This is a genomic window from Blautia sp. NSJ-175 (genome assembly GCF_022867815.1).
Classification (GTDB): domain Bacteria; phylum Bacillota; class Clostridia; order Lachnospirales; family Lachnospiraceae; genus Blautia; species Blautia celeris.
Genome location: NZ_JALIFQ010000004.1, coordinates 358813 through 374921, shown reverse-complemented (window position 1 = coordinate 374921; position 16109 = coordinate 358813). Strand labels below are relative to the sequence as shown.

Genomic DNA, 16109 nt, shown 5'->3' with positions numbered 1-16109 from the left:
TGTCCATCCTATATTCACAACTTATTTTTCTTCTTAATATTGAAAACTTGTATTTCAGATTATATTTGTTATAATGGTATTAAATAAAAAACGACAGGGGGTTATAATAGTTTCATGCATAGGAAAAAGAAAAAACTTATATGTTACCTGATTGTTTGTGTAATGATTTTCTGCGTAAATCTATCCTTTCCGCAAAGGGCAGAAACGGTTCAGGCAGCAGCAAACGGGTGCAAAATCCACTTTTTGACACTGCAGGATAACACTGATGCCATATTGCTTGAGTGCAATGGTAAGTTTGGCATGGTAGATTCCGGTGAGGACAGTGATTATCCAAACGGCAGGGATTCCAGGTATCCGTTTCGTGAGGGAACTGTGAAAAGAAAGGGCTTTGAGGGAGAGGTTCTTTCTTATATGCATTCCGTAGGTGTCACAAAAAACAATTTTGAATTTTACATAGGCACACACCCTCACAGTGACCATATCGGCTCTGCCGATGAGGTGATCTATGAATTTCATCCTAAAAGAGTATATATTGAGAAATACTCTGACAGTGACATTACAGACAGTTCCCGTCTATGGGATAACCTTTATGTGTATGACCATATGGTTAAGGCTGCAAAAGATACAGGGGCTACTTTAATTCAGGCATTTAGAAAAGATGCGCCTCTTTATCCGGAAACAGTCACTCTGCGCGGCACAATCCTTTTCCCTCAGATTACGGAAACAGAACCTGAAGAAAACACTGATGCAGATAGTACAACAGAAGAGGCCCCCGATCAGGACACCGATCCTTCTGTCCAGGATGAAGATACATCCCATCACTCCCAGGAAACACCTGGTGAACCATCAGAAAATGAACCGCCGGCAGATGATCCGGAAACACAGGACAATACTTTTAATGAAGCAGAAAATGATGAAACACTGGAAGCTTCTCCTCAGGAAAATTCTGACCAGGCCCAGCCGGAAACTGCAGATTTGAACCAGGATACCTCCAATCAGAGTGGAGAAGATTTACCTGATTCTGATACCTCAACTGATACAAAACAGGATACGCTTCCGGACGCTGAACAGCCAGATGTATCTATGCCTGCAGACAATGCCATCGATTCATCAACAGGTAAAAGTGAGACCAACATGGCTGTGCAGGTAAAAGGACCAGATTCTTTCTCTATAACTGTCAGCTATACTTCCAAAGATAAAGATACTGATGTGCCAAAACCGGTAACAATATCATCGGATTCCAGCTCATCAGCTGGTTCCATAACAAAAATCAACGATAATCTTTGGACATATGAGTTCAAAAACCTGCAGAAATATGATAATACAAAAAAAGAATTAAAACTTTCTGTTGTAATCACTGCAGATGGTTATAGCTTTTCCCCGATAGAAGGAGCTACCCCATATGATTTTATAGGTGAAGCTAACTCTGTAAATGCGCTGTCAGCTCCTATTGCAGAAGGTGACAGCAAAACAGCAGAAGACCTTGCGGATGATCCTGAAATCGAAGCCATCCAGGAAAACAGCGGTACGGACGATGAATCACTTGAGGAACCTGAGAATATTGAATCGGATAATATGACGACATATGATATTCCTGCCACAGACCAAGTAGATCCCAATCATCCTGATGACCCTATGAACAGCAAAGCCTACGCAGGAGCTGCACCTGCTCAAAGCGGAATCTACGAAGATGAGATTGGTGCAGAATCCACACCGGTATTTTATCTGGGCGGAAAAAACGGAATGAAACTGGAAATCATGAATTACGGTGTTTCCCGTCCCAAACAGGATGCCAACTATTTTAGCCTTGGTGTAAAAGTAACGGCTGTTTCTACTGGAAAAACTGCTTTCCTGGCTGCTGATATCAACAATTTTAATGGAACAGAAACACGCTTAGCTAAAACACTCGGCCATGTGGACCTTTTAAAACTCGGACACCACGGTTCATACGGTTCCAATACCTATACGTATCTAAAAACTTTGTCACCGAAAATTGCTGTTATGACCGGAAAGTTTGATTATGTCACTAATAATACAATCGGAAGTGAAATAGGAACACTGGATACTCTGCTTGAAATGTCCAAATCAGGCATGGAATTATATCCAACGGCATGTTATTCTTCTTTTACCAGAGCATTTGTAATCAATCTGGATAAAAAGCTCAGCAATAATATACCTAAAAACAAATCCGTTGTTGCAGTGACGGACTTTCCATCACCGAATGTCAGAATCCATTACCGCAATGGTTTTCCATCTGTATATACCGGCTGGGCTCAGTCTGCTGACAAAGACTGGTATTACTTTGAAAATTCACGCAATGCATCTTCCGGAAAATGGATAAAAAATTCTGCAGGGCAATATTATTATCTGAAGCCCAGCGGTGTAATGGCCATAGGCTGGGTAGTGGTAGGTAATCATTATTACTATATGGATTCTACCGGTGTGATGACTACCGGCTGGCAAAAAGACAAGGGAAAATGGTATTATATGAATTCTTCCGGCCAGATGATCACCGGCCGCCAGAGAATTGGTCAGGACTACTATTACTTCTCTTCTTCAGGTGCTATGGCTGCTGACCAGTATGTAAACGGACAATACTATGATGCTTCCGGCAAATGGCGCCCTGACTTTGCAGATTCCAATTGGATGCAGAATTCTTCCGGATACTGGTATCGTTTTGCGGATGGAAGTTATCCCCAAAATGCGTGGCTGAGTATTCATGGAAGCTGGTATTACTTTAACTCTTCCGGCTATATGGCAACCGGATGGCTGAAGGACGGCGGAAAATGGTATTATCTCGGTACCGATGGTGCAATGAAAACAGGATGGTGGGAAATAAACGGTACCTGGTACTATTTAAACAGTTCCGGCGCTATGCTCACAGGACTTCAGACTATCGGCGGTCAAAAGTATTATTTTAATTCTTCCGGTGCCATGCTCACCGGGTGGTACAAGCTGAAAAACAAATGGTATTATTTTAAAGGAAACGGTGCTGCCGCTACCGGATGGTATCAGGTTGGAACAACGTGGTATTACTCAAACGGTTCCGGCCAGATGATCACTGGATGGATCAATTCAGGAGGGACATATTATTACCTAACCGGTTCCGGTGCTATGGCAACTGGCTGGCTGCATCTTGGGAACACATGGTATTACTTAAATGGTTCCGGTGCTATGCTCACCGGTTGGATTGAACTGGGTGGTACCTGGTATTATCTGGACAGAAATGGCTTTATGCTCACTGGTCTGAGAACTATAAATGGCCAAACGTATTATCTCAGTGCCTCCGGTGCTATGCTTACCGGCTGGGTTTCATTAAATGGCAAATGGTATTATTTCCATGGCAATGGTGCAGCTGCTGTTGGTTGGAATTATATTAATGGCAGCTGGTATTATCTCAACAATGACCGCGTCATGGTTACCGGCCTTCAAAATATAAATGGAGGCAAATATTATCTAGACGGTTCAGGAGCTATGCGAACCGGATGGCTGCAGTTAAACAACAAATGGTACTATTTCAATATAAACGGCGCTGCTGTCAGCGGTTGGAATTATATCAATGGAGCCTGGTATTATCTCAACAATGCCGGTGTTATGGTCACTGGCCTGCAGTCTATAAATGGACAGAGATACTATCTGGATGGATCAGGCGCCATGCACACCGGATGGCTGCAGTTAAACGGAAAGTGGTATTATTTCAACAGCAGCGGAGCTGCCGTATCCGGCTGGAATTACATCAATGGTGCTTGGTATTACCTGAATCCCAAAAACAATATGATGTATGCTAACACCTGGACGCCTGACGGCTATTTTGTAAATGCCAGCGGTGCATGGACAGGACAAAGAAGATAAACAAAAAACAGATGCATGATAGAATTCATCCTATCATGCATCTGTTTTTTTAAAGCTTTTTAAGATTTTTAATCATTTTTACTAAATCTTTCCCATAGTTTTCGGACGCTGCCCAACCGCCTCCATTCGGATTATCTGGTATTCCCAACCATTCCACATAAGGCGCTGAATTTCGTTCTACATATTCAAAACGGACATCTACACATTTATTTTTCAATTTTGCAGTAGACGCATACGCTTTTAAATGCTGAACCTGTGCACGAATCCCTGTGCGTACATCTTTAAAGGAGTTTCCTTTCACACCTCCGCCCGTTGCACCAAGGCCGGCAAAGTTAAACTGTTTGATAGAAACATCTCCGCCAAACTGTAACCAGCCGGTTTCTTTCATGGCCTGGCAAAAAACCACCTCAGCTTTTATGCCTTCTGCATTTGCCTCCTCCAATACAATTTTGGCAAAAGTTTTTATATCTTTGGCGCCTCCTTTGGAAAGATCTTTTGATGGATATGTACATTTAGACTGCTTGAAATACTTTACCATCTGATCCACAGTCACACTGCTGTCGCCTGCTATTTTATATAAATTTTTTGTATTTGTACTTGAATTGCCAGAGTTACTGCTGGATGAATTATCGTTTTTTTTTGCGTCTGGAATCCAGGCACCGGAGCCATTCAGATAATATTCTTTACCACCCACTGTTATCCAGCCGGTTTTCATCACTCCGTTCTTATCACAGTAGTACCAGGTTCCTCCCAGGTTCAGCCAACCAGTCTGCACTGCACCGCTGCCATTGCTGTAATACCATTTATTGTTTACCTTATACCAGCCGGTCAGCATCGCTCCATTCCCTGGTGCTAAGTAATATTTAGCCCCTCCGACTGTAGTAAAACCTTCTGCCATAGCTCCGCTGCCAGTCAGATAATACCATGTTCCTCCCAGATTCAGCCAGCCTGACTGCATCACTCCACTTCCATTGCAGTAATACCATCTTCCGTTTGCCTTAAACCAGCCTACTCTCATAGCTCCATTACCCGGATTCAGATAATACCAGCCATTTCCAATATAATTCCAGCCCTCCGCCATAGCTCCGTTGCCCAGAAGGTAATACCAGGTTCCTCCCAGATTCAGCCAGCCGGTACGCATAGCCCCGCTTCCATCACAATAGTACCACTTCTTATTAACCTTAAACCATCCGGTACACATGCTGCCATTTGACGGATTCATATAATACCAATGACTTCCGACTACTATCCAGCCTTCTGCCATAGCCCCGTTCCCGGATAAAAAGTACCAGGTTCCTCCAAGATTCAGCCAACCGGTCTGCATCGCTCCGCTTCCGTTGCTGTAATACCATTTCTTTCCTACTTTATACCAGCCGGTCCGCATTTTCCCATCCGAAGGATTCAGGTAATACCAGGCACCGCCTATGGCATTCCATCCTTCTGCTCTGGCTCCATTTCCCAGAAGATAATACCAGGTTCCTCCAAGATTCAGCCAACCGGTCTGCATCGCTCCGCTTCCGTTGCTGTAGTACCATTTCTTTCCTACTTTATACCAGCCGGTGCACATTTTACCGCTGCCCGGTTTCATGTAATACCAGGAACCACCTACAGAAATCCATCCCTCTGCTGCGGCTCCATTTCCTGACATATAATACCATGCACTGCCAATCTTATGCCAGCCGCCTTCCAGCATGGCACCATTGCTCTGTAAATAATACCGTTTTCCATCAATTTTCTGCCAGCCGGTCTGCATAGATCCGGAGGCATTCAGATAATAGTAACTGCCATTGATCTTTTGCCAGCCGGTCAACATATGTCCGCTGCTGTTCAGATAATACCAGGTTCCTCCCAGATTCAGCCACCCGGTCTGCATCACTCCGCTTCTATTTAAATAATACCAGACATTGTCTATCTTCTGCCAGCCGGTCTGTTTCTTACCGCCTACATAGTAATAATATTTGCCTCCTACCTTTCGCCATTCACCTTTTGACTCTGGTACCGGCTCGTATGTCTCACCGCCTGTTTCAATACCGAAATACTGGGCGATTCCGTATGCATCCGCCTTTGCCAGGTTTTTCAATGAAGCTTCATTGTTAAGATACTTTTTATCCGCTTGTCCTGTCAAAAAAGCATGTTCAACTATAATTGCCGGTATTCCTGCTTTCTGACCGCCTCTTATTATGGCAAAGTAGTCTGCTTTACTGCCGTCAGGATAAACACTATCATTAGAATCCTGCTCTTTTAATCCTCTATCGTAGAGTCCCAGAGAAACCAGACGTTTCAAAATATTGTTTGCCACTTTATGGGCATTTTCTGCAACTTCTGTATTATACCGTCCAGTGCGTGGTACCAAAACCTCTGCGCCATGAGCTGTCTCATAATCAAAAGCATTCAGATGAAGACTTACTAAGAGATCTGCATGTTTATTTGCAGCAAAGTCCACTCTCTCATTTAATGTCATATTAATGGCCTTTGATGCTCCTACCGTATCATGTGTCATATATACTGTGATATTAGAGTACTTTCCCAGCTCTTTTTTCACGTAATTGGCGATTTTCATAGTCAAGTCTGCTTCGACAAATTTCGTACCGTCACTGAATTTATGATCAGCTCCTGGATCATAACCATTTTTGTCAACAGTACCATGACCGGGATCCAGCACGACAATGTAGTGATCCTTCTTTTTAGGTTCTACAGAAACCGCAGCCGGTATATCTGTATCATCGCCCAAAGAAAATGCCGCTATTTCATTGGAAGCTGCCTGTCCCAACTGATTATTCTCAGTTATTGCATCTTTGATATCATCTGAAGAAATACCGCTTTCATCTGCTGAGATAACACCCTTCTCTACCTGCTCTGCTGTCTGAGCATCAAGACCAGCCTCTTCATTTTGACTCTCCGTTATAGTCTGGGTAACTTCTTCCGCTCCCATCTCTATCTGAGCCATCTCTTCTTCTTCCTGGCTCAGAGAAATATTATATTCCTGTCCCCCGGCAACAGCCTTCATGGACACAAACTTTCTTTCCTGCCCCTGCTGCGGCAGCTCCAGTAAGAACGCTGCAATATTTTCTGCCAATTCCTCTGCATCTGCTGTATGTAATTCCCCATTACCATCCTGATAGGTAATCTGAGCACTTTCCAATATGGTAGAGGATTGATCTCCCACTTCTACGATAACAGACTGGTGAGCGTCATCTTCCTGCGTAAAGATATAATTACAAACCAAAGAAGGTGTTTCTGTCTCTGCTTTCTCCCCTTCTGTTATTACATCTACTTCTGAATCCGTCTGCACATCATCTGCATTTGGAGAATTCTCATCGTCCTGGACTTCATTTTTTTCGTCCTGACTCTCGGCTTCATCATTTACATTCTGCGGATCTTCTCCCTCTGAAGCCGGTTCTTTCCCTTCATCTTCTATTCCTTCCTCTGCGGCTGGCTCCTTCTGGCCTGTCTGCTGTTCCTCCTCAACTGCCTGTGTACCTGCTCCTGCTGAAACTGATGCATCCGCGCCATATACTGGTGTATACAAACTCATCAGCATGGCCAGAACCAACAGATATGACAGGAGCCTTTTCCCTGCTCTTTTCATTCTTTACCCCTTTTCTGTTTGTGTTTCTTGCAAACTTATTAATTTTATTAAGTAATTATTAAATATTATACAATAATACTCTAAAGAAATCAATGGAATACCAGTTTAATGTTTCCTTTTTTTTTACTTTGTGCTACAATGATTATGTTTTTTAAGAAATTGGCGTTTGTATTGATAAGTTAAAGGAGTTTTTCATGATTGATTTTAATGTTCCGCCTTATGTTGGAAAAGAAATGGATTATATAAAAGAAGCTGTCATGAACCGTAAAATATGCGGTGACGGTGACTTTACAAAGCGTTGCAGCAACTGGATGAAAGACAAGTTCAGCGTAAATCAGGTCTTTCTCACAACTTCATGCACACATGCCTTAGAAATGGCTGCCGTATTATCAGAAGTCACCGCGGGAGATGAGGTCATTCTTCCTTCCTACACCTTCGTATCCACTGCTGATGCCTTTGTACAAAGAGGCGCATCCCTTGTATTTGTAGATATCCGTCCGGATACCATGAATATTGATGAAACATTGATAGAGGACGCTGTCACCTCCAGAACGAAAGTCATCGTTCCTGTCCATTATGCAGGTGTCTCCTGCGAGATGGATACCATTATGGACATTGCTCAAAGGCACAAACTGAAGGTTGTTGAAGACGCTGCTCAAGGTTTTTCTTCCTATTATAAAGGAAAAAGTCTTGGTACCATTGGGGATTTTGGATGTCTCAGTTTTCACGAGACAAAAAATCTAAGCATGGGCGAGGGCGGCGCACTCTTATTCCAGGATACTGCCTATCAGGAAAAAGCGGAAATCTTAAGAGAAAAAGGTACTGACCGCAGCAAATTCTTCCGCGGTCAGATAGATAAGTATACCTGGCAGGATTATGGGTCATCCTATCTTCCCAGCGATATGAATGCGGCTTATCTGTGGGCTCAGTTGGAGATAGCAGATGAAATTCAAAAAGACCGCATGGATAGCTATGAATTTTACGACAATGCATTGAGACCTTTGGCTGATATGGGTTATCTGGAACTGCCTTATGTACCTGCTGAATGTGAACATAATGCCCATATGTATTACATAAAGCTTTCCGATTTGGAAGAAAGGACTAAATTCATCACCTATCTGAAAGAAAACGGGATTCTAAGTGTTTTCCATTATGTTCCTCTTCACACTGCTCCGGCAGGTATCAAATATGGCCGCTTCGCCGGAGAGGACAAATACACTACTAAAGAAAGTGAGCGACTGGTCAGACTCCCCATGTACTACCATCTTACATTAGAAGATAAAGAATATATTGTGGATACTATTTTCAAATATTTTCATCAATCACGATAAATTAAAATCCTGTCTTGAAAAAAGATGCGGCTCGGTCTCTACATGAAACCGGCCGCATCTTTTATCCTAAAGTATAGATAAAAATACCTGTTATAATGATCAGATTTCCAATCAATTTCCCTTTGCTGAACTTTTCTTTCAATATAAAATAGGATAGAAGCATAACAAATACATAACTGAATGTATCAATCACAGAGCCATATTTCATATCAACTCCAGTAAACGCATATGTATTCAGAAGAAGGACACCCCCAAAGATTCCATATGCAGTAATGACTCTCCAATTCAGGTATTCATAGATTGGATGGCTATATTTTCTATTTGCACTCTGTTTTAATAAAAGTTGTGAAAATGCAGTAAAAAAAGTACCTCCAAAAAGTATCAACATATATTTATTCATATTTTTGCACCACCAATACTCCAATTAATACTACTAACAGTCCAATCACATTTTTAATTGACAGTACTTCACCAAAAATTAAAACTGCCCATATTTGTGACCAAATCAGATAGACACTTTTGTTCGCATATGCAACACTTAATTCAAATTTTTGAATATTTTTCTGCCATGCCAACGCATAAATGAAACAATCCAAAAGCATAAGGAAAAAGAAAAAATACAATTTTATTCCCCAGATGCCATTTTTATTAAACTCTATAGATGCCATTTTTGTAAACACAGGAGTAAAGGAGAATATCATAATACTGATATGCAGAAAAATATAATCTTTTATCCTGCTGTTTTTAGAAACAGCCATTTACACCCCTTCTTTCTTAACATACTTTCTGTACACATCTCTAATATTGCACAGCTTTTTTTATTATAACACCCTTCTTCTTCCGGAACAAGTCTATTGAAACCCCTGTCGTAAAATGTTATAATAGGCCAGGTGGCTGCTGTCATTTTATAAAATAGAAGAAAAGCAGTCCTGGAGGTAAATAATTATGAGTTTATATTCAATCGTTGTTCCTGTATATAATTCAGAAAAGACATTAGAAGAATTATATACTCGAATCCGTGATGTGTTTGACCATACAATGAAAGAAAACTTCGAATTGATACTAGTAGATGACAGTTCCCGGGACAACTCGTATGAAGTAATGGAAAAACTTCATAAAGCGGATTCCCGGGTTAAAATTATTCAAATGGCAAAAAATTTTGGTCAGCATCCTGCTCTTCTCTGCGGATTTTCTTTTGCAAAGGGCGATTTTATCATCACTATGGATGATGATCTTCAGCATCGCCCGGAAGAAATCCCCAAAATGGCTGCTGCTATAAACGAACGTGACGATGTGGATGTAATAATCGCTAAATACGAAAACAGAAAGCACAATTTCATCCGGAAGTTGGGTACTAAAATTTCGATCTATGCAACATCCAAGATGCTCAATAAAGATCCCAACCTTGAAATCACAAGTTTCCGGCTTATGCGGAGATTTATTGTAGAAGCCATCCTGAATACGAATACCCATCTGCCGCAGATTGGTAATCTTTTGGTACAAAGCAGCAACCGCATTATCAATATCCCTGTTCAGCACGATTCGCGTAAAGTGGGACGCAGTAATTATACGTTCCGTCATCTGGCAAGGGACTTGATATATGATATTACATCAAATTCTGCATTTCCTTTAATTTTAGTGAGAGATTTGGGGATTTTCAGTTTTATCATAAGTATATTGCTGGGTTTGTTTTATCTGGTCCGCTATTTTATCTATGGTGTATCTGTAGAGGGCTGGACAACTCTTGTCCTGCTCATACTGGCCTATAACGGCATTATACTATTAGCCATAGGTATTATCGGTCAATATTTAATGAACATATTAAATGAAGCTAAGAAAATGCCTAATTATGTAATACGCAAAAAAGATTTGTAATATTGTTAGATTCGAGGAAAATAGATTATGAAAGAAATTGGCGGTTATCTGGAATTAGAAGAAATGTCTGGAGAAGAATATTATCCTGACCTTATCAAACTTAATCTCGGCCGAAATGCACTTGTTTTCGCTCTGGAGCAGTTACACATTAGGAAACTGTGGCTGCCTCTTCTTCTCTGCGATTCCGTAACCTCTGTATGTAAAAATTCTAAAATAGAATTGGCTTGGTATCATATTCAAAAGGATTTTTCACCTGCACTGCCTCTAAAAAAAATGGACACCGGTGAATATTTGTATCTTGTAAACTATTATGGACAATTTTCTCAAGAACGCTTGTTGGAACTTCAGAATATTTATGGCAATATATTATTAGATAATACCCATGCTTTTTTTCAAGAACCACTGGGTACGATTCCTGTCTTATATTCCTGCAGAAAATTTTTCGGGTTGCCGGACGGTGCCTATTTGTCCCTTGGGCAACAGAAACATTCTACTATAGATATACTTCCTGAAGACAGCTCTGCCGAACGTATGCAGCATATTCTCGGCCGGTATGAACACTCAGCCTCTGAGTATTATTCATCAATGCTGAATACTGCACATAATTTATGCAGTGAGCCCGTCAAAAGGATGTCACGATTAACACAAAATCTATTAAAAGGTATTGACTACCAGCGGGTATGTAATATTCGTAATGCAAATTATGCGACTCTCAGTGAGGTTCTGGATTCTGAAAACCAACTGACTCTTATTCCGCAAACAGGCCCCTTTGTTTACCCTCTTTACTGTCGGGACGGTATCCGTATGCGAAAAAGACTGGCTGAAGAAAAAATTTTTGTTCCGACTTACTGGTCGAATGTCATACAGGAAATGCCAGAAAAAAGTTTGGACTACGACTATGCAGCAAATATACTTCCTCTTCCCTGTGACCAGCGTTATGGTACGGAAGAAATGGAGCGGATCCTAATTGTTTTAAAACGATTGATGAAAGGTCAGAAGGACATATGATGAAGCAGAGACTGTTAATTTTGGGTTCATTAAGAGAATTTGTCCAACTCATTCAATTGGCAAAATCCCGTGGAATTTATACAATAGTATGCGATGGTTATCCAGACAGTGAGGGCAAAAAATATGCCGATAAAGCCTATGACATCGATGTGGGCGATACGGACCGGATTGTTTCTATCTGTCAGCTGGAGCGAGTTGACGGAATTATCACATCCTTCTCAGACTATTTATTTGAATGCATGGTGAAAATTGCAAACAAGGCCGGACTGAAATGCTATTTTTCTCCAGAAAAACTGGATTATTATCGAAACAAAGATATCATGAAACAGATGTTCTGCCAGCTTTCAATCCCAACTGCTAAATATGTCCGGCTATCCAGTGATTTTTCAGATTCTTTACTAGATGATATGGAATTTCCTGTAGTAGTAAAGCCCATAGATAAATATGGATCCCGGGGTATCCTGGTCCTTTATTCTGTGGAAGAAATCAGGAAGTATTATGATTTCATCTGTGCAACTTCAGAGATTAAAGAGATCTTGGTAGAAGAATATAATGAGGGTTATGAATTCAACATGATGAGCTGGGTTCTGGACGGAGAGATACATGTGATCAGTATTGCAGATCGGGAAAAAACACCGGTTTGTACAAATGACATACCAATCAGCACCCGTAATGTTTATCCATCCCGTCTGATTCATAATGTATATGACGAAGCAAAAGATATTTTGCAAAAAGTTGCAAATTATACCGGGCAAACCAGCGGTGTACTATCTATGCAGTTTTTTTGGTCACCCGGTGAACCCGTATCCGTTTGCGAAGTTGCTGGAAGATTTTTCGGCTATGAGCATGAGCTTGTAGATTACTGCTGTGGACTCAAGGTGGAAAATTTGCTGTTGGATTATTTATATGACGATACTTCACTGAGGAACACATTAAAAAAACATACACCTTTTTTTGAAAAAAACAGTGCTGTTCTATATTTTCACGGAAAAAATGGTCTGATGGTTGACAATCAGGAGGCTGCATCCCAGCTATCAAATATGAAGGGCGTAAAAGACGCCTGGCTTTTTTACAAACCAGGTGAACGGATAATCCCACATGGTGTAAATCCTTATGCAGTCCGTTACTATATATCCGACGGAACCAGAAAAGAAATAGATCGAATGACAAGGTATATATACAAACACATTTCTATCACCACAAAAGATGGTGAAGAGATCCTTTATGAGAATCAAATTCCCAAATATCCCGAATTATAATCTTCCATTATAAAAAAGTGCCGTCAGGTTAATACACTCTATGTGTATCACCTGACGGCACTTTTAATTTTTTACCAAATATCTGTTGGATCTTTCAAATTTACTCCCGCAGGAAGTTTTTGTGTTGCCGGTTTATCAAATGGCTCGTAATATCCATCTCCGATAATTACCGCAGTTCCTCTGCCGCAGTTATCATAAATCCATTTTGCATCCCTTACGCAAACACGAATACAGCCATGAGATGCCGGCTGTCCCAGCAAATTATAATCCCATGAAGAGAGATTATACTGGCTGGTGGAAGTACCTGCAACAGAATGGATAAAGATACCGTTTACTACATGTGAGGTCCACTGTCCCCATGACGGTCCCATAAGTATATGCCATCTGTCCTGATCTCCGATGTAAAATGTTCCTGCCGGTGTAAGAGTAATCGGATTACCCACAGAACAGGTTATTGATTTGACCGGAATAATCCACCCATTGCCTCCATCTTTTGCAAAAACAGTAATCTGGCAGCTCGTACGGTTTACTCTGATCTGGTAAGGGCCGCCTACCATATTACTGACATCCTGATGAAGCTGTCCGCCTGTACCAAAATATAATTTATATCCCTTTATATACTGCCATCCTGTAACCATGATACCACTGCCGTTCAGATAATACCAGTTACCATCCCAGGCAATGTATTCACCTTTCGCATATGCTCCATTACTTTTTCGGAAATAATAAGCTCCGCCCTTCTGCTCCCACTGGCCAGCAGTATTGACATTTACCGTACCATAACCCGGCACCCATCGTCCATCTTTACCTACATAATACCCGCCAATCGTAGTGTTCGTCAGCATGGCTCCGCTTCCGCCCACATAATAATATGTGTCAATCCAGGTATTCATAGCCATAATGCCATTGCCGTAAGAATAATACCATTTGCCATTATCCTGATACCAACCGGTCCGCATATCACCGTGACCCGGTGTGAAATAATACCAGGAACCGCCTATCACTGCCCAGCCCTGAATCATAGCTCCGCTTCCATTCAGATAATACCAGGTTCCTCCCTGATTCAGCCAGCCTGTTACCATAGCTCCGCTTCCGTTCAGATAATACCAGGTTCCTCCCAGGTTCAGCCAGCCCTTTGCCATTGCTCCGCTACCCGGAGTAAGGTAATACCAGGTTCCTCCTACATTAGCCCAGCCCTGAGCCATCGCTCCGCTTCCGGTGAGATAATACCAGGTTCCACCTAAGTTCAACCAACCAGTCTGCATAGCTCCGCTTGCATTACTGAAATACCAGGTATTTCCAATCTTGTACCAACCGGTCTTCATCGCACCGTTTCCAGGTGTGAAATAGTACCATGCACCGCCTACCACAGCCCAGCCAGTCTGCATAGCCCCGCTGCCATTTAAATAGTACCAGGTTCCTCCCTGATTCAGCCAGCCTGTCATCATGGCTCCGCTGCCATTACTGAAATATGTGTTATTGCCTACCTTATACCAACCTGTCTTCATAACACCAGAATCTGGTGTAAGATAATACCAGGTTCCCCCCAGGTTAATCCATCCGGTTACCATTGCACCATTTCCTGATAGATAATACCACTTATTTCCTAATTTCAACCATCCGGTCTGCATATATCCGCTGCCGTCAAAATAATATTTTTTACCATCTATTTGATACCAGCAGTTTGTTGGCCAGGTACCATCTTCTTTCTGATACCACCAGCCTTTTCCATTTGATTTCCAACCCACAGTATGTACTTTGTAGGATTTGGTACATTTACCGTCTTTGCCAAAGAAATACCGCACACCTTTTACAATTACAGAAGTATTTTTCTTAACTGTGCCGTTTTTGTTCACGTAGTATTTCTTGCCATTGATTGTCTGTAATCCGGTTTTAGATGTCTGCTTTCCATTTGCTCCAAAATAGTAATATTTACCGCCGCTGATTATCCATTTGGATTTGGCATAACTTCCATCCTTATTCACCCAGTAATTACTGCCGTCTATTTTCTGAAGACCTGTTTTATCCTGTGTCTGCACACCATTCACATCAAAATAATAATACTTGCCATCCAGCTTTTTCCATACAGCAGTCTCAGGCTTACCGTCTTCTCCGATCCAATAGTTAGAACCTTCAATAGTCTGAAGTCCTGTGGGCATGCCCTCTGTCAGCATCTTTCCGTCTTCGCCGAAATAACAGAATGTTTTGTTTTCGTCCTCTCCCACTACTATCTTCCATGCATTTGTCAGCGGTCTGCCTTCTGCATCCAGCCAAAAGGTATATTCACCATCTTCATCTTTGATCGTGTTCAGACCTTCCAGGAAACTTCCAGGTACCTGAAGTCCTTCCGCCATTTTAGCATCCGGATCTCCCTCTGCATCTGCTTCTGTTGTATAATATGTGAAACAACCGTTCTCATTCTGATACCAATATCCGCCATAGCCTTTTAGACCCTCCTCTGTTGATGTAAAAGCGTAAACCAATGTTACTGCACCCAGATCCTCGTCTAAGTATCCTACGGTCTCATAAAGGCCAACGTGTGTTCCATTTACATCAAATTCGTCATATGGTTTAGGCGTAGCAGCCGCTTCCGTCCCGTCTTCCTGAACTTCAAAATACGTCCAGATACCGCTCTGCTTATCCAATTCCCATTTCTTCTGATATCCTGCAAACCCATCTACTGACTCATAATACCGGAATATCATCTTATTCTCAGCTTGTTCCAGAGTCCAATGGTCATCCTGGGCTGTTTCTGCATCGTGATTCGGTTCAGCCGGCAGGTCACCAGGCTGCTCATCTCCGGTCTGGTCAATGCCATTCTGGACATCGCCGGAAACATCTGTATTTCCCTGGCCATTGTCTGTTACTCCGCCCCCTTCATCCAGCGGATCTGTAAGCTCCGTAACCTGCTGCGGTGCCTCGCTTCCGTTGGTAGCAGTTGCTCCTACAGGAAGAACAGAAGTGAATGTAACCGCTGCTGTAAGCATCAGTGCCAACAGCTTCATCCTGCGCTTCTTCATATTATTCCCTCTACTTTCCAGCTTTACGCTCTTATTTATCTCCCGGATACAATATGTATCAAACAGGTATACTCTCCCTCTAGAGATATCACCATTTTACCATTTTTTACAGGTTATTACAACCAAACCGGAGAAATGTAATATTAAATTTCTTTTACAGTCTCATGAACTCTGC

General features: G+C 41.8%; 9 protein-coding genes. 5 read left to right on the top strand and 4 right to left on the bottom strand.

Translation table 11 applies throughout. The features are described from left to right. Nucleotides 1-243 precede the first annotated feature (243 nt). Nucleotides 244-3852 carry a hypothetical protein gene (locus tag MUB35_RS09095; RefSeq protein ID WP_244806091.1) on the top strand — a complete coding sequence of 1203 codons (3609 nt, stop codon included), beginning with the start codon at nt 244-246 and terminating at the stop codon, nt 3850-3852. A 49-nt stretch (nt 3853-3901) separates the two neighbouring features. Here MUB35_RS09095 and MUB35_RS09090 read toward each other — a convergent pair whose 3' ends face one another. Next, on the bottom strand, nt 3902-7441 hold the full coding sequence (locus MUB35_RS09090) for an N-acetylmuramoyl-L-alanine amidase (protein WP_052099656.1): 3540 nt from the start codon (nt 7439-7441) through the stop codon (nt 3902-3904). A 194-nt stretch (nt 7442-7635) separates the two neighbouring features. Here MUB35_RS09090 and rffA point away from each other — a divergent pair, with 194 nt between their 5' ends. After that, nucleotides 7636-8772, top strand: coding sequence for a dTDP-4-amino-4,6-dideoxygalactose transaminase (rffA, locus tag MUB35_RS09085; protein ID WP_033143046.1), 1137 nt, complete (start codon nt 7636-7638; stop codon nt 8770-8772). A gap of 61 nt (nt 8773-8833) precedes the next feature. Here the strand turns inward: rffA and MUB35_RS09080 are convergent, their stop codons facing one another. Together MUB35_RS09080 and MUB35_RS09075 are read right to left on the bottom strand one after the other, a co-directional pair. Next, nucleotides 8834-9172: an EamA family transporter gene (locus tag MUB35_RS09080; protein WP_033143045.1), complete on the bottom strand. Its 339-nt coding sequence runs from the start codon at nt 9170-9172 to the stop codon at nt 8834-8836. Then, nucleotides 9165-9530, bottom strand: a complete 366-nt coding sequence (locus MUB35_RS09075; protein ID WP_033143044.1) for a transporter — start codon at nt 9528-9530, stop codon at nt 9165-9167. The genes MUB35_RS09080 and MUB35_RS09075 overlap by 8 nt, the downstream gene beginning before the upstream one ends. Before the next feature lie 187 nt (nt 9531-9717). Between MUB35_RS09075 and MUB35_RS09070 the strand changes: the two genes are divergently transcribed. Genes MUB35_RS09070 through MUB35_RS09060 form a run of 3 tightly spaced genes read left to right on the top strand, consistent with a single transcriptional unit; the run spans nt 9718 to nt 12914 of the window. Then, the gene (locus MUB35_RS09070; RefSeq protein WP_033143043.1) at nt 9718-10647 is read left to right on the top strand and encodes a glycosyltransferase; all 930 of its coding nucleotides are present in this window, start codon (nt 9718-9720) and stop codon (nt 10645-10647) included. Nucleotides 10648-10674: 27 nt separating this feature from the next. Continuing rightward, nucleotides 10675-11655: a hypothetical protein gene (locus MUB35_RS09065; RefSeq protein WP_033143042.1), complete on the top strand. Its 981-nt coding sequence runs from the start codon at nt 10675-10677 to the stop codon at nt 11653-11655. Continuing rightward, nucleotides 11652-12914, top strand: a complete 1263-nt coding sequence (locus MUB35_RS09060) for an ATP-grasp domain-containing protein (RefSeq protein WP_244806090.1) — start codon at nt 11652-11654, stop codon at nt 12912-12914. Before MUB35_RS09065 ends, MUB35_RS09060 begins: the two co-directional genes overlap by 4 nt. Before the next feature lie 71 nt (nt 12915-12985). Here MUB35_RS09060 and MUB35_RS09055 read toward each other — a convergent pair whose 3' ends face one another. Continuing rightward, a complete protein-coding gene (locus tag MUB35_RS09055; protein WP_244806089.1) occupies nt 12986-15934 on the bottom strand; it encodes a L,D-transpeptidase family protein in 2949 nt (982 codons plus the stop codon). Nucleotides 15935-16109 lie beyond the last annotated feature (175 nt).